The organism is Saccharothrix australiensis (genome assembly GCF_003634935.1).
In the GTDB taxonomy this organism is placed as follows: Bacteria; Actinomycetota; Actinomycetes; order Mycobacteriales; family Pseudonocardiaceae; genus Actinosynnema; species Actinosynnema australiense.
The window spans coordinates 859,430-874,003 of sequence record NZ_RBXO01000001.1; the positions used below are offsets into that span (position 1 = coordinate 859,430).

12 protein-coding genes are annotated in these 14,574 nt (G+C 72.5%); 4 read left to right on the top strand and 8 right to left on the bottom strand.

Annotated features, from left to right (window positions below):
- Positions 1–210: 210 nt before the first annotated feature.
- Positions 211–1,713: a glutamate-cysteine ligase family protein gene (locus C8E97_RS04180; protein WP_121001810.1), complete on the bottom strand. Its 1,503-nt coding sequence runs from the start codon at positions 1,711–1,713 to the stop codon at positions 211–213.
- Positions 1,714–1,918: 205 nt separating this feature from the next.
- Here C8E97_RS04180 and C8E97_RS04185 point away from each other — a divergent pair, with 205 nt between their 5' ends.
- Entirely contained in the window at positions 1,919–2,695 is a 777-nt protein-coding gene (locus C8E97_RS04185) for a TrmH family RNA methyltransferase (RefSeq protein ID WP_246018666.1), read from the top strand.
- Between the two features lie 39 nt (positions 2,696–2,734).
- Positions 2,735–3,352, top strand: a complete 618-nt coding sequence (locus tag C8E97_RS04190; protein WP_121001815.1) for a DUF2537 domain-containing protein — start codon at positions 2,735–2,737, stop codon at positions 3,350–3,352.
- A gap of 168 nt (positions 3,353–3,520) precedes the next feature.
- Here the strand turns inward: C8E97_RS04190 and C8E97_RS04195 are convergent, their stop codons facing one another.
- Together C8E97_RS04195 and C8E97_RS04200 are read right to left on the bottom strand one after the other, a co-directional pair.
- Positions 3,521–5,377, bottom strand: coding sequence for an ABC transporter ATP-binding protein (locus tag C8E97_RS04195; RefSeq protein WP_121001817.1), 1,857 nt, complete (start codon positions 5,375–5,377; stop codon positions 3,521–3,523).
- Positions 5,374–7,104 (bottom strand): ABC transporter ATP-binding protein, encoded by a 1,731-nt coding sequence (locus C8E97_RS04200; protein ID WP_246018667.1) that lies wholly within the window; start codon positions 7,102–7,104, stop codon positions 5,374–5,376. The genes C8E97_RS04195 and C8E97_RS04200 overlap by 4 nt, the downstream gene beginning before the upstream one ends.
- Positions 7,105–7,274: 170 nt before the next feature.
- On the opposite strand from C8E97_RS04200, the gene C8E97_RS04205 reads away from it, so the two are divergent.
- A complete protein-coding gene (locus tag C8E97_RS04205; RefSeq protein WP_121010733.1) occupies positions 7,275–7,511 on the top strand; it encodes a hypothetical protein in 237 nt (78 codons plus the stop codon).
- A 618-nt stretch (positions 7,512–8,129) separates the two neighbouring features.
- On the opposite strand, the gene C8E97_RS04210 is transcribed toward C8E97_RS04205, so the two are convergent.
- The 5 genes from C8E97_RS04210 to C8E97_RS04230 all read right to left on the bottom strand — a co-directional run bounded on the left by C8E97_RS04210 (position 8,130) and on the right by C8E97_RS04230 (position 13,442).
- The gene (locus C8E97_RS04210) at positions 8,130–8,504 is read right to left on the bottom strand and encodes a hypothetical protein (RefSeq protein ID WP_121001821.1); all 375 of its coding nucleotides are present in this window, start codon (positions 8,502–8,504) and stop codon (positions 8,130–8,132) included.
- Positions 8,505–8,748: 244 nt separating this feature from the next.
- Complete coding sequence (gene sepH / locus C8E97_RS04215; protein WP_121010736.1) at positions 8,749–9,672, bottom strand: septation protein SepH; 924 nt, start codon at positions 9,670–9,672, stop codon at positions 8,749–8,751.
- Positions 9,673–9,881: 209 nt separating this feature from the next.
- Complete coding sequence (gene serC / locus C8E97_RS04220; protein ID WP_121001823.1) at positions 9,882–11,015, bottom strand: phosphoserine transaminase; 1,134 nt, start codon at positions 11,013–11,015, stop codon at positions 9,882–9,884.
- Between the two features lie 392 nt (positions 11,016–11,407).
- Positions 11,408–12,523, bottom strand: coding sequence for a citrate synthase 2 (locus C8E97_RS04225; RefSeq protein ID WP_121001825.1), 1,116 nt, complete (start codon positions 12,521–12,523; stop codon positions 11,408–11,410).
- Positions 12,524–12,926: 403 nt separating this feature from the next.
- A complete protein-coding gene (locus C8E97_RS04230) occupies positions 12,927–13,442 on the bottom strand; it encodes a DUF4232 domain-containing protein (protein WP_147454993.1) in 516 nt (171 codons plus the stop codon).
- Positions 13,443–13,909: 467 nt separating this feature from the next.
- Between C8E97_RS04230 and pdxH the strand changes: the two genes are divergently transcribed.
- On the top strand, positions 13,910–14,566 hold the full coding sequence (pdxH, locus tag C8E97_RS04235; RefSeq protein WP_121001829.1) for a pyridoxamine 5'-phosphate oxidase: 657 nt from the start codon (positions 13,910–13,912) through the stop codon (positions 14,564–14,566).
- The last annotated feature ends 8 nt before the right edge of the window (positions 14,567–14,574 follow it).

The following is a 14,574-nucleotide window of genomic DNA, read 5'->3' on the forward strand; positions in this document are numbered from 1 at the left end:
CAGGTCAAGCACGCTTTCCGCTTGACCTGGCCGGACAAGCGCGGTTGTCTTCAGACCAGGCCATACGGGGATGACACGCGCAAAGCTTCAAGCGAAGCTTGAAGCTTTGCCCCCATCCTCGGTGGCCGGCCCGTCCGGCGAGGACGCTTTTCCAGCTTTGACCAGGACCCGAGCCGCTCCAGCTCGTTCTTCGACCAATCCGCGCCGCCCCTACAACCCGACCGGCCACGTGTGCACGGGCTCCCCGCCGTGCATCAACTCGACGTACTGCCCCAACATCGCGCTCAACGCGCCTTGCCGGTCCACCCCGCGCGACTCCAACAACGCCACCGTCTCGCGCTGCCACTGCGACCCCGTCCGCCGGGACAGGCACCGGGCCTCGATCACCCCCAGGTACCGCTCCCGCGCCGAGTCCGACACACCGCACGCCTGCAACCCCTCGTGCGCCAGCGGCAGCAGCCGGCGCAGCACCAGCTCGTCCGGCGGCACCCACCCGATGCCGGGCCAGTACAGCTGCGCGCCCATGCCGTGCCGAGACCCGGCGTACAGGTTCTCCTCCGCCGCGTGGAACGACATCTGCGTCCACAGTGGACGCTCCAAAGTAGTCAATGCCCGTTGCGCGCCGTAGAAGAAGGCGGCGTTGGCCATCGTGTCGAGCACCGTCGGACCGGCGGGCAGCACCCGGTTCTCCACGCGCAGGTGCGGCACCCCGTCCACCACGTCGTACACGGGCCGGTTCCAGCGCCACACGGTCCCGTTGTGCAGCCTCAGTTCCGTCAGCGACGGCGTGCCGCCTCCGTCGAGCACCTCCAACGGGTCCTCGTCGCCGGTTTCCGGCAGCAGGGCCGGGAAGTACCGGACGTTCTCCTCGAACAGGTCGAAGATCGAGGTGATCCACCGCTCGCCGAACCACACCCGCGGTCGCACGCCCTGGTTCTTCAGCTCCGGCGTCCGGGTGTCGGTGGCTTGCAGGAACAGCGGTATGCGCGTCTCGTGCCACAGCGCCTTGCCCAGCAGGAAGGGGGAGTTGGCCGCGATCGCGACCTGCACGCCTGCCAGCGCCTGCGCCGCGTTCCAGTGCGCGGCGAAGTCGTCCGGCGCGACCTGGAGGTGCAGCTGCACCGACGTGCAGGCGGCCTCCGGCACGATGGACTCCGCGTAGCTGAGCAACCGCTCCGCCGGTGACCCGCCCGGCATGGGCGAACCCTCCATCGACAGCACCGTCTCCTCGCCGCGCGCGGCGAGGATCTGGTCGTTGAGCAGGCCGTAGCGCGGGCTGTTCGACAGCCACCGCCGGTCGAAGTGCTCGTGCCGCAACGTGGGCAGCACGCCGATCATGACGATCGAGGTGCCCGCGTCGTGCGCCTTGACGTCCGCCGACGCCAGCGTGTCGCACAGCTCCTTCTCCAGGTCCAGCGTCTCGTTCCCGGCGAGTTCGCGCGGCGGGACGTTGACCTCCAGGTTGTGCTGCCCCAGCTCCAGGGTGAAGGACGGGTCGCCGATCTTCTCCAGCACCTCGGCGTTGGCCATCGCGGGCCGGCAGTCGTCGTAGACCAGGTTCAGCTCGATCTCCAGGCCCATCTGCTGGCGGGGGAAGGAGAAGCTGTCCTCGGCCAACATGGTTCCCAGCGCGTCCAGGCACCGCTGGACCCGCTCGCGGTAGCGCTGCCGGTCCTCCCTGGTGAACGTCCGACTGGACACATTGCTACCCATGCCGCCTCCCAATCGGTCGGGCTGCTCCGGCGGGCTCAGCGGAGCCCAACCGTGACACAGCGCCCCCCGACCCGCCAGCGTCCAAATCGGTGCTCTCTGTCACATCGCAGTAACAATGAGCGAGAAGACGCAGGTTGGAGGCTTGTGGTTCGGCCCTCTGGACTACGAGCAGTGTTCACATGTCGAGAAGTGGGACACTTTCGGGGTGATCGAGATCGACGACCCGGCGGACCCGCGACTGGACGACTTCCGGGACCTGTCGACGGCCGACCGGAGGCCCGACCGGCCCGGTGGCCGGGGACTGGTGATCGCCGAGGGCGTGGTCGTCGTCGAGCGGTTGCTCGCCTCGCCGTACCCCGTCCGGGCGTTCCTGGGCGTCCGCCGCCGGATCGAGGCGTTGGGCGACCTGCCCGCGCCCGCGTACGTGGCGTCGGCCGACGTCATGGCCGAGGTGGTGGGCTTCCACCTCAACCGGGGCGTGCTGGCGGCGGCCGACCGGGCGCCGCAGCCCGCCGCCGGCGAACTCGCCCGCACCGCGCGCCGGCTGGCCGTCCTGGAAGGCGTTGGCGACCACGAGAACCTGGGTTCGCTGTTCCGCAACGCGGCGGCGCTCGGCATCGACGGCGTCCTGCTCGGACCGGGGTGCAGCGACCCGCTGTACCGGCGCAGCGTGCGGGTCTCGATGGGGCACGTCCTGCGGGTGCCGTTCGCCCACCTGCCGGATCTCGCGGGTGGGATGGACATGTTGCGGCACAACGGGTTCACCGTCGCCGCCCTGACGCCGAGGCCGTCCGCCACGAGCCTCGCCGACGCGGGGCTGCGGCACCGGCGGGTCGCCGTGCTGCTCGGGTCGGAGGGGCCGGGCCTCACCGAGGAGGCGATCGCCGCCGCCGACGTGGCCGTGCGCATCCCGATGGCGTCGGGCGTCGATTCGCTGAACGTGGCCACCGCTGCGGCCATCGCCTTCTACGCGATCGCCTGACCGACTACGGTCGAGGCAGCATCCGTGAGGAGGACATTCGTGGAACTGCGGGTCCAGGGCGGCCGTGCCGTGCTGGCGGGCGACGACGACGCGGGTGTGCGGGAGGTCGACCCGCACACGTTGCCGCTCGGCGCGGGCCTCGCGGAGGCGCTGCACGAGTGGGCGAAGGTCGCGGAAGCCGTGCTGCGCACGGACCCGCCACCCGACGGCGCCGCCGGCGCGCTGGTGACCAGGCGCGGTCGCCAACTGGCCGGGCGCGTGGCCGCCGACATGGGCGCCCCCGTCGCGTACACCGACCCGGTGACGGGTGAGCAGTACGTGGTGGAGGCGCCCGTGAACGGCGCGGCCGCGCCCGAGCCCGCGCCGGACGCCGCGCCCGCGGAGTCGTCCGAGCCGGCGGAGCCGACCCCGTGGGGCACCGGCCTGACGGTCAGCGTGTTCTGCGCCGCCGTGGTGGCGGTCATGGTCGTCACGCTGTCCCTGGGCCTGGGTGAGACCGGCTGGTGGCTCGCCCTGCTGGCGAACGTGCTGGTCGTGGGCGGGATCTCGCCGTCGGTGTGGCTGGCGCGCACCGTGCCGGTCTGGCGGTGGGTGGCCTACGGGGTGGTGGCCGGCGTGCTCCTGGCGTGGTTCGCGCTGCTGCTGACGCTGCTCTGACGGGAGCCGACCCGCGGGTCGGGTGAGCGTGGATCGGATCGAGTGAGGCCGGATCGAGTGAGGCCGATCGTCCGAGCGAGCCCCGGACCGAGCGAGCCCCGGATCGAGTGAGCCCGATCGGACCGGGCCGGCGCCCGGACCCGATCGGGCTCCCCGAACTTCGCAGACCTAGGCCAGCGAGTCCCGCCAAGCGGTGTGCAGCGCGGCGAACCGCGTCCGCCCGCCGATCAGCTCCTCCGGCGTGCCGTCCTCCACGATCCGCCCCGCGTCCATCACCAGCACCCGGTCCGCGATCATCACCGTGGACAGCCGGTGTGCGATGATGAACGCCGTCCGGTCCGCCAGCACCGTCTCCAGCGCGCCCTGCACGAGCCGTTCCGAGGGCACGTCCAGGCTGGAGGTGGCCTCGTCCAGCACGAGCACCGCCGGGTCGGCCAGGAACGCCCGCGCGAACGCCACCATCTGCCGCTGACCGGCTGACAGCCGACCGCCGCGCTTGCGCACGTCCGTGTCGTACCCGTCGGGCAGCGCGCTGATGAACTCGTGCGCGCCCACGGCCCGCGCGGCGGCCACCACCTCCTCACGGCTCGCCGAGGGCCGCCCGAGCGCGATGTTGTCCGCCACCGACCCGTCGAACAGGAAGTTCTCCTGGGTCACCATGACGACGGCCCGCCGCAGGTCGAGGTCGGTGACCGACCGCAGGTCCACGCCGTCGAGCCGCACCGCCCCGTCGGACGGGTCGTAGAACCGCGCCACCAGCTTCGCCAGCGTCGACTTGCCCGCGCCGGTCGTGCCCACCAGCGCGACCGTCTGCCCGGCGGGCACGTGCAGGTCGAACGACGGCAGCACCACCGGGGTCGTCGGCGAGTACCGGAACTCCACCCGGTCGAACGCCACCTGCCCGCGCACGTCCCGCAGCGGGGCCGGGTCCTCCGGCTCCGGCACGGACGGCCGCTCCTCCAGCAGGCCGGAGATCTTCTCCAGCGCCGCCGTGGCCGAGGCGTACGAGTTGGCGAACATGGCGATCTCGTCGAACGGGTCGTAGAACCGCCGCACGTACAGCGTGAACGCGGCCAGCACGCCCAGCTCCAGGTCGCCGTCGGCGACGCGCCACGCGCCCCACGCCAGGATCACCGCGAGCGACACGTTGCCGATCACCCGCACCAGCGAGGTGAACGTCGCGACCACCCGGAACGCGTCGGCGTTCGCGTCGCGGAACCGGACGTTCAGCTCGTCCATGATCTTCTCGTTGCGGTGCTCGCGGCGGAACGCCTGCACGGCGCGGATGCCGTTCATGGTCTCCACGAACTGCACGATGATCTTCGCGATCGCGCCGCGCGTGCCGCGGTAGATCCGGCCCGAGCGCCGCTGGAACCAGCGGATCAGCAGCATCAGCGGCAGGAACCCGAACAGCACGGCGAGCGCCAGCGGCGGGTCCAGCGCCAGCATCACGACCGAGATGCCGACCACCGACAGCAACGACGTGAAGAACCCGTCCAAGCCCTGCTCCAGCAGGTCCTGCAACGAGTCGACGTCGCTGGTCAGCCGCGAGATGACCTTGCCGGAGGTGTACTTCTCGTGGAACGAGACGGACAGCCGCTGCACGTGCCGGAAGACCCGCTCGCGCAGGTCGAACAGCAGGTCCTGGCCGATCCGCCCGGTGAGCCGGACGAACGACCAGCGCAGCACCGTCGCCGCCAGCGCCGTCACGACGTACCCGCCGACGCACCAGGCGAGCACGTCGGGCCGGCCGTCCAGCGCCGCGGGCACACCCCGGTCGATGGCCGCCGCGATCAGCAGCGGGCCGGCGAGGTTGGCCAGGTTCTCCGTCACCACGATGACCAGCGCCAGCACCGCGGCGCGCGCGTGCGGGCGCAGCAGCGAGCCGAGCAGCCGCCGCGACCGGGCCTGGAGCTTCAGCCCGGTGGCGCGGTCGAGGTCCTCGGTGTCCTCGGCGGCGACACCGCGCCAGCTCTCCTCGTCCTCCGCCGCCCCGGTGTCGGCGCTCGTCGTGCCCGCGGTCACGCCGGCACCTCCTCATCCTCCATAGTGGACAAGAGGTGTCGGTACTCCTCGTTGTCCGCCAACAGTTCCCGGTGCGACCCGACGGCCGCGATCCGACCGTCCACGAGCATCGCCACCCGGTCGGCGAGCTGCACGGTGCTCGGCCGGTGCGCGACCACCAGCGCCGTCACGCCCTTGAGCACGCGGTGCAGCGCGGCCTCCACCTCGGCCTCCGTGTGCACGTCCAGCGCGGACAGCGGGTCGTCCAGCACGAGCACCGCCGGGTGCCCGACGACTGCGCGGGCCAGCGCGAGGCGCTGCCGCTGCCCGCCGGACAGCGACAGGCCCTGCTCGCCGATGCGCGTCGCCAGGCCCCACGGGAGGGCGTCCACGAACTCCTCGGCCCGCGCCACCCGGAGCGCCTCGCGCACCCGAGCCTCGCCCACGTCGTGGTTGCCCAGGGCGATGTTCTCGGTGACGCTCGCGGAGAACAGGATCGGCTCCTCGAACGCCGTGCCGACCACCGCGCGCAGCTCCGCCAGGCCCAGGTCGCGCACGTCGACGCCGTCGATCGTGACGCGCCCGGCCGTCACGTCCGCGAGCCGCGGCACCAGCGCCGTCACGGTGGTCTTGCCGGACCCGGTCGCGCCGACCAGCGCGATCGTCTCGCCCGGCCGGATGTCCAGGTCCACGCCGCGCAGCACCTCGCGGTCGCTGCCGGGGTGCGCGAAGTGCACGCCCTCGAACCGCACGTGCCCGCGCACCCGCTCGGGCAGCGCGGCAGGCCGCTCCGGGTCGGTGATCGTCACCGGCGCGTCGAGCACCTCGAAGAACCGCTCGGTCGCGGACGCGGTCTGGTTCGTCTCGGCCAGCAGCCACCCGATCGAGTCGATCGGCCACCGCAGGAACGCGCTGACCGTGACGGCGGCGACGAGCGTGCCCACCGTGACGGTGCCGTCCGCGATGCCCACCGCGCCGAACGCGAGCTGCCCGGCGATGGCCAGCTCGGGCAGCACGATCAGCACCGCCCACAGCAGCGCGAACACCCGGACCTTGGCCAGCTCGGTGTCCCGCAGCTCGCGGGCCTGCTGCCGGAACCGCTTGGTCAGGTGCGGTCCCCGGCCGAACGCCTTGAGCACGCGGATCCCCAGCACCGACTCCTCGACCACGGTCGTCAGGTCGCCCGCCTGGTCCTGGGCCTTGCGCGCCACCACCTTGAACTTCGACTCGAAGAGGTAGGACAGGGCGATCAGCGGCAGCGTGCAGCCCAGCACGATCGCGCCCAGCGCGGGCGACAGCCAGAACAGCACGACCAGGCCGACCAGCACCACGACCGTGTTCACCACGAGGAACGTGACGACGAACGCGCCGAACCGCCGCACGGTGTTCAGGTCGGTGGTGGCGCGCGACAGCAGCTGCCCCGACTGCCACCGGTCGTGGAACGACACGGGCAGCCGCTGGAGGTGGTGGTACATGTCGGCGCGCATCCGCGCCTCGACCTCGGACGCCGGCCGCGCGATGAGCCGGCGGCGGGTGTAGAAGAAGGCCGCCTCGGCGATGCCCAGCAGCAGGACGAGGCCGACGAGCGGCGGCAGCGCGCCCAGGTCGCGCGCGGCGATCGGGCCGTCGACGATGCGTTGCGTGATGAGCGGGATGCCGAGGCCGCACAGCATCGCCAGCAGCGCCGACGCCATGCTGAGCAGCATGGGCGCGCGGGCGGGCCGGAAGTACGGCCACAGCCTGGCCACGGTGGCCGCGGTGGAAGTGCGTCGTTCAGCGGTGTTGGATGGTGGCTCCGCTTGGTCGGTCACTGGTGCAGTCCCCCTCAAGTCCGCTTCCACGTTACGAACCCCACCCCGCGGGGGCATCCGGTTTTCCCGCCCGTGAACTTGCAGGCTCGACTTAGGTGGAGGTCAAGATGGATGTGCGCTACCTCCGCGCGGAACCGGTCATGGCGTTCCCGCGCGGCAGGCTGCTGGCGGTGCGCGGCGGCCGGCTCCACGTGCTGGCACCCGACGGGTGGGACGCGCTGGGCGGCACCCGTGCCGAGGGCGCTCGGCCGATCACGCGGGAGGAGGCCGAGGAGTGGTGCGAGCGCGAGGGGTGGGACCAGCGGCTGCTGGACGAGGTGCCCCGACCCGACCTGGAGCTGTGACCCGGTTCTCGCCGCGCCCCTGGCGGACCGGCGCCCTCGACCGACCTGAGAACCCCCTCAGCGCCGGCACGCCGGATTGTCGTGCCCCCGTGGGACGATCGAAGCGGGGGCCGGAGGCCAAGCCCGTTCTGATCGGGGCCAGGCCCGCGCCTGACCAGGGGGCACGTTCGCGCCTGGTCAGGGCCAGGTTCGTACCTGGTCAGGGCCACGTTCGCGCCTGACCGGAGGCCAAGCCCGTTCCTGACCGGAGGCCAAGCCCGTTCCTGATCGGGGCAATGCCCGTGCCTGACCGGGGCCACGTCCGCGCCTGGCCGGGGCTGCGTCTGCCTGGCCGGAAGCCTCGTCTGTCGCGCGGATCGGCGGGGTGTGGGGGCGCGCGGCAAGCCGGGCCGATCGTCGTGCGGCGAAGATCGAGCATCCCGAGGCCCCGGGTCGGAAAGAAGGGGGATTTCGGCTGAGATCGGGTCTCAGCGAAGGGGTGGTCGTTCTGCGTGGCGTTCCCGACGACCATCCAAGACTTGCGTAGCTGGGGCTCACCCGGCCGTCGTGGTCACCCTGCTGTGGTCCCGTTGCTTCAAAAGCGGTGCTCGGAGCCTCTGCGGGCGGGTGCGGCGGATGTCAGTCACGGCGGGCCGCGCGGCCCGCGACGTGCCGCGCTGTCACGGGTGCGGCCAGCGCGAACCCGAGCGCACCGGCCGGCACCGCGCCGGCGGGCACCGAGATCCACGCGGTCGCCAGCGTCAGCACCGCGGCGAAGGACACCCCGACCAACGCCATCCCCAGCGGTCGGTCGACCCGCGCGGCGGACAGCACGGCCCACCCGAGCAGGACGCCGACGACGAGGCCGACCGGGATGGCGAAGAGCCCGGCCGCCAGGCAGCCGAAGCCCTCCGTGGTGCAGACGGCACCGGACGCGATCAGTTCCCGCACGCCCCACCAGGCCGCGCCGAGGCCGGCGCCGACCACCGCGCCCACCGCGATCCGCCCCAGCATGGCCGGGGACTACCCGACGCCCGCCCAGCGCAAACGAACCCGTGCACACCGAACCCCGCCGACCGATCCCGCCCAGCCCGAAGCCGACCGCGTGCCGCGCGGTCCGAACCCGGCCGCGTCCCGCCCAGCCCGAAGCCGACCGCGTCCCGCGCGGTCCCAACCGGCCGCGTCCCGCGCAGGTCGAAGTCCGTACCGGCCGGACCCGCGCACGCCGAAGGGGCCCCGCCGGGAGGCCCCTTCGACGTCAGCCGCGGTTCGAGCGGACGCCCAGCAGGACGTCCTCCCACGACGGCACGATCGGGTGGTTCTTCTTGCCGCGCTTGGGCGGTTCCTTCTTGCCCTGCCCGGACGACGGCGTCGGCGCCGCCGGCGGTTCCTCCACCAGCGGCGCGGGCGTGGGCGTCGGGAGCGGCGCCCTGGCCGTCACCGGCAGCGGCTCCGGTTCCGGCACGGGCTCCTGCACCACCGGTGGCGGTGGCGGCGGGGTCGGCTCCTCGCGCGCCAGGATCTCCGGTTCCGCCGCCTTCTCCAGCGCGAGCGCCTGCCTGGCCAACTGGGTGACCGGGCGGACGGTGCGCAGCGTCCGGTTCGGGTTCGGGTCCATCAGCTCGACCGCGCCGTCGTCCAGCGCGGTCACCGTGCCGCCGTGCGCCCCGGGGTGGAACGCCCAGTGCGCCCGGTTGTCCGAGCGACCCGCCGTCCACTGGAGCTGCACGACCCAGCGGCCGTCCTCGCCGCGCCACGAGTCCCAGCTCACGTCGGTGTAGTCCTGACCGCGCAGGCCGAAGGAGTGCGCGACGACCTCGCCGAGGGTCTGCACGTCCGGCCCGTCCTCGCGCACCGGGTGGGCGCGCTGGGCCAGCTCGGCCGTGCGCGACCGCTCCAGCAGCACGGGGTAGGCGTACCGCTCGACCCGGTGGGTCGGGATGCCCGCCGCCGCGGCGACCTGCTCGACGGACTCGCCCGCGCGGATTCGCGCCTGGATCTCCCGTGGACGCATCTGGCTCTCCACCTCGATCTCGATCTGCCCGAGTCGGGTGAGGTCGCCGCGCGCAGCCGCGCGCAGCCGTTCGTCAGCGGGCAGCACGAAGCGCTCGCCGCGATCCGGGTCTTCGAGGATGACGGACTTGCCGTCGTCTTCGAGCCCGATGACCCGCAGCGCTCGCATCATGGCCTCCCGTATGACTTCACCTCGCCAGGTGCCGACGTTAATCCGGCGTGCCGCCTTGACGCGGGAGGCTCGCCGGGTCCACCGATATCTTCATGTGATCTTGCCGTATGTCGTCGGTGTCCGCACGCCTGTTACGTCAAGGTTCACCTCGACGACGGCGGGGCCCTCCCCGTGCTCGGGAAGGGCCCCGCCGTCCGCCCCGGTGGTCAGAGCTTGGCCACGACCCAGTCGACGGCCTTGGTCAGCGCGCTCACGTCGGTCGGCTCGACGGCCGGGAACATGGCGACCCGGAGCTGGTTGCGGCCGAGCTTGCGGTACGGCTCGACGTCCACGATGCCGTTCGCCCGCAGCACCTTGGCCACCACGGAGGCGTCCACCGAGTCGTCGAAGTCGACGGTGCCGACGACCTGCGACCGGTACGCCGGGTCCGCCACGTACGGCGTGGTGTAGGAGGTCGCCTCCGCCCACGTGTACAGCCGCGACGACGAGTCGGCGGTGCGGTCGACGGCCCACGACAGGCCGCCGTTGGCGTTCAGCCACTCGATCTGGTCGTTGAGCAGGAACAACGTGGCCAGCGACGGCGTGTTGTACGTCTGGTCCTTCGTCGAGTTGTCCAGCGCCGTGGTCAGCGACAGGAACTCCGGCACCCACCGGCCGGACGCCCCGATCTCGGCGACGCGCTCCAGCGCGGCCGGGGACATGAGGGCGATCCACAGGCCGCCGTCGGAGGCGAAGCACTTCTGCGGCGCGAAGTAGTAGACGTCGAAGTCCTCCGCCTTCACCGGCAGGCCGCCCGCGCCGGACGTGGCGTCGATCGCGATCAGCGCGCCGTCGGAGCCGTCCGGCCGCGACACGGGCACCGCGACACCGGTCGACGTCTCGTTGTGCGCCCACCCCACCAGGTCGGCGCCCTCGGCGTAGGCGATCTCCGGCGCGGAGCCGGGCTCGGCCTTGACCACGATCGAGTCGCCGAGGAACGGCGCGTCCGAGGTGACCTTGGCGAACTTCGAGGAGAACTCGCCGTAGGTGAAGTGCTGCGCGCGCTCGCGGACGAGGCCGAACGCCGCCGCGTCCCAGAACGCCGTGGTGCCGCCGTTGCCGAGGACGACCTCGTAGCCGTCGGGCAGCGAGAACAGCTCCCGCAGGCCGGCGCGGACCGAACCGACCAGGGACTTCACCGGCTTCTGCCGGTGGGAGGTGCCCATCAGCGCGGCGCCCTCGGACGCCAGGGCGGCGAGGGCCTCCGGGCGGACCTTGGACGGGCCGCAGCCGAACCGGCCGTCGGACGGCAGCAGGTCGGAGGGCAGGACCAGGGTGGTCGGGTCGGCGGTCTGGGTCATCGCGAAGCCTCCGGTCACGGGGGAGGGGGACAGCCTGACCGGCGCCGTTGCCGGAGGGGCACCAGTGTTGCAGCCGCGTGGACGAATGGTGACGTCCGGGTGTCGCTGCTCACGTTGGTCGCGATGCGCCCGGTCCTGACCAGGGCGGACGGGACCGGTCGGTGACGGGCGGGCGATCGGGGGCGCACCGGCCACCCGGTGGGCGGCACCGCCTACCCGGCGCGGGCAGCACCGCCCCACCTGGCGCGGGCAGCACCGGGTGGGCGGGTGTCGCCGGCGTGGCGGGCGAGCGCGGTGTCACCGGTGGGGCGCGGTGTCACCGGTGGGGCGAGGTGTCACCGGTGGGGCGAGGTGTCACCGGTGGGGCGCGGGTGTCACCGATGGGCAGCGGGTCAGGCGATCTCCGCCCAGCCCTCCACCTCGGACGGCACGCGCGGGCCGGGGCCCACGTAGGAGGCGGACGGCCGCACGAGCCGGCCGGTGCGCTTCTGCTCCAGGATGTGCGCCGACCAGCCGGCCGTGCGGGCGCACGTGAACATCGCGGGCATCATGTGCGGCGGCACCTGCGCGAAGTCGAGGACCACCGCCGCCCAGAACTCGACGTTGGTCTCGATCGCGCGGTCCGGCCGCCGCTCGCGCAGCTCCGCCAGCGCCGCCTGCTCCAGCGCGGCGGCCACCTCGTACCGGCTCGCGCCCAGCTCGCGGCAGGTCCGCCGCAGCACCCTGGCCCGCGGGTCCTCCGCCCGGTAGACCCGGTGGCCGAAGCCCATCAGCCGCTCGCCCCGGTCGAGGATGCCGGTCACCACGGCCCGCGCGTCACCGGTCCGCTCGACCTCCTCGATCATCGGCAGCACCCGCGCCGGCGCGCCGCCGTGCAGCGGGCCGGACATGGCCCCGATGGCGCCGGACATCGCCGCCGCCACGTCCGCGCCGGTGGACGCGATGACGCGCGCGGTGAAGGTCGACGCGTTGAGCCCGTGCTCGGCGGCCGACACCCAGTAGGCGTCCAGCGCCTTCACGTGCGCCGGGTCGGGCTCGCCGCGCCACCGGGTCAGGAAGCGCTCGGTGATGGTGCGGCACTCGTCGATCCGCCGCTGCGGCACGGCCGGCCGCCCGATGCCGCGCGCGGACTGCGCCGCGTACGACAGGGCCATCACCGACGCGCGGGCCAGCTGGGCGCGGGCCTCGTCATCGGTGATGTCCAGCAGCGGCTGGTAATCCCAGATCGGCGCGACCATCGCCAGCGCGGCCTGCACGTCCACCCGCACGTCGCCGGTGTGCACGGGGATCGGGAACGGCTCGGCGGGCGGCAATCCCGCCCCGAACCGGCCGTCCACCAGCAGCGCCCACACGTTGCCGAAGGTGACCTTGCCCGCCAGGTCCTCGATGTCCACCCCGCGGTAGCGCAGCGCGCCACCGTCGCGATCAGGTTCGGCGATCTCGGTGCGGAAGGCGACGACCCCTTCCAATCCCGGTCGGAACCCGTCCTGCTCGGTCTGCTGCACCACGCTGTGCGCTCCTCGTCCGCGAGAGTCAGAAGTGGGGAAAACCTTGCTCCCCCGCGGACCCGCCGGCAACGACGCATTTCCGTGGCGTCGGTCACGATTCAGGAACCGATTCAGAAAGAACCGGCCTCGGTGGTCCGGGATTTCCGTTCTGCGGTATCGGCGTTTCGCTGGGCAGAGTCGGCTGCGGCGTTCGGGTGGTGCGCTGGTCCGAGTGGCGGCGGTGCCGCTCCGGCGCGCTCGGCCGTCCGGCGAGCGCCCGGCGGGCGTGGTGTTGCCCACCTGAGCGGTCCAGCGCGGTCCGGTGGGCGTCGACCCCGTCACCACGACGGCCGACGCCCACCGGGCCGGGCACCGTGATTCACCGGGCACCGTGCTTACTCTGTGCTTACTCGGCTCGCTGCGCTCACGCGCGCACGCTGGTCACGGTCAACTGGTTGCCGAACGGGCTGACGTCGCCCGCGCAGCCGTACTGGTCGGTCATCGGCAGGTAGAGCGGCGCGGTCTCGTCCGGCGGGAACACCTTGATGCCCCACACCGGCGTCTTCCGGCAGACGTCCGGGTCGAAGTTGTCGACCTGGGCGAACCCCACGTCCGAGGTGACGGTCGCCCCGTGCGGCAGCGTGAGCAGCGGGCCCCGCTCGCCGACCCGCACGGCCGCCGCGCCGACCTGGTTCCTCCCCGCGTCCACGTAGGACACGCCGGGGAAGCCGCGCAACACGCACGTGGCCGGACCCCGGTTGGTGAACAGCACTTCCCGGTAGACGGTGCCCGCCGCACCTCCGGTGCGCCCGAACGCGATGCCCAGGTCGACGGACTTGCACGTGTCGACCTCGGCCGGGGCGGGTCGGGCGGCGGCCGTGCCGCCCAGTGCCGACAACGACGCCATGGCGGCCACGGCGACACCGACGAATCTCCTCATCACGATCTCCCCCGTATTCGTGGACGGAAAAACCCGTCCACTCGGAGGACGTGACGCAGAACGCCTGGGGTTGCTCGTCGGGGCGACAAGAACGGCCTGGAATACCGGACCGCGATCGCCGTGCGGCCGAATGCCCGGCAACCGGGGAATCACGGGTACCCACCGAACCGGTGTTTCACACCTTCGAGGGTCACTCGTTCAGTCGGCACGTTGTGGTGCTCCGCCGACCGTCCCGGCTGACCGGGAGCCGTGGTCCTGACCGGCGACGATGCGGCGTTCCCTGGTCGAGTGATGATCTGACTCGATCTCGTGCTCGATTCCGATCGGAAGATCACACCGTCCGTCACGGGACGGGTGGTCCTCATCACCGCGCAGGCGGTTTCGCGCGGGCGCGGAAACCCGTACGGTCGCTGGATCGTTGGGTGCCACAAGTGCCTTGCCAGGTAGAACCTGCTCGGGAGGTCGGGATGTCGGAGACGACGAACATCGCTTTGCCGTCGATGCGCGTGTCTTACGAACAGGGCTCGCTCACGGAAGGCGATCTCGCCGCCACCTGGCACGAGCAGTTGCAACTGTGGCTGGACCAGGCCGCAGGCGCGGGACTGCCCGAGCCCAACGCGATGGTGCTCGCCACCTCCGACACCGAGGGCCGCCCGTCGTCGCGCACCGTCCTGGCGAAGGGCCTCGACGCGCGCGGGCTGGTGTTCTTCACCAACTACACGTCCGCCAAGAGCCACGACCTGATGGCGACCCGCTACGCGTCGGCGACGTTCCCGTGGTTCGCGATGCAGCGCCAGGCGCACGTGCGCGGCACGGTGGAGAAGGTCGGCGCGGAGGAGACCGCCCGGTACTGGGAGAGCCGCCCGCGCGGCTCGCAGATCGGGGCCTGGGCCTCGCCGCAGTCCCGCGTGGTGTCGGGTCGGTCCACGTTGGAGAGCGCGCTGCACAAGATCGAGCGCCAGTTCGCCGACGCCGACCGCGTACCGGTGCCGCCCCACTGGGGCGGCTGGCGCATCCGGCCCGAAGAGGTCGAGTTCTGGCAGGGCCGCCGCGACCGGATGCACGACCGGCTCCGCTTCCGCCTCGGGCGGGACGGCTGGGAACTCCAGCGCGTGGCCCCCTGACGGTTCCC

Coding starts and splice junctions, on each gene's coding strand:
- C8E97_RS04180 (WP_121001810.1), bottom strand. CDS start 1,713: ATGGGTAGCAATGTGTCCAGTCGGACGTTCACCAGGGAGGACCGGCAG.
- sepH (WP_121010736.1), bottom strand. CDS start 9,672: ATGCGAGCGCTGCGGGTCATCGGGCTCGAAGACGACGGCAAGTCCGTC.
- serC (WP_121001823.1), bottom strand. CDS start 11,015: ATGACCCAGACCGCCGACCCGACCACCCTGGTCCTGCCCTCCGACCTG.
- C8E97_RS04205 (WP_121010733.1), top strand. CDS start 7,275: ATGGATGTGCGCTACCTCCGCGCGGAACCGGTCATGGCGTTCCCGCGC.
- C8E97_RS04210 (WP_121001821.1), bottom strand. CDS start 8,504: ATGCTGGGGCGGATCGCGGTGGGCGCGGTGGTCGGCGCCGGCCTCGGC.
- C8E97_RS04230 (WP_147454993.1), bottom strand. CDS start 13,442: ATGAGGAGATTCGTCGGTGTCGCCGTGGCCGCCATGGCGTCGTTGTCG.
- pdxH (WP_121001829.1), top strand. CDS start 13,910: ATGTCGGAGACGACGAACATCGCTTTGCCGTCGATGCGCGTGTCTTAC.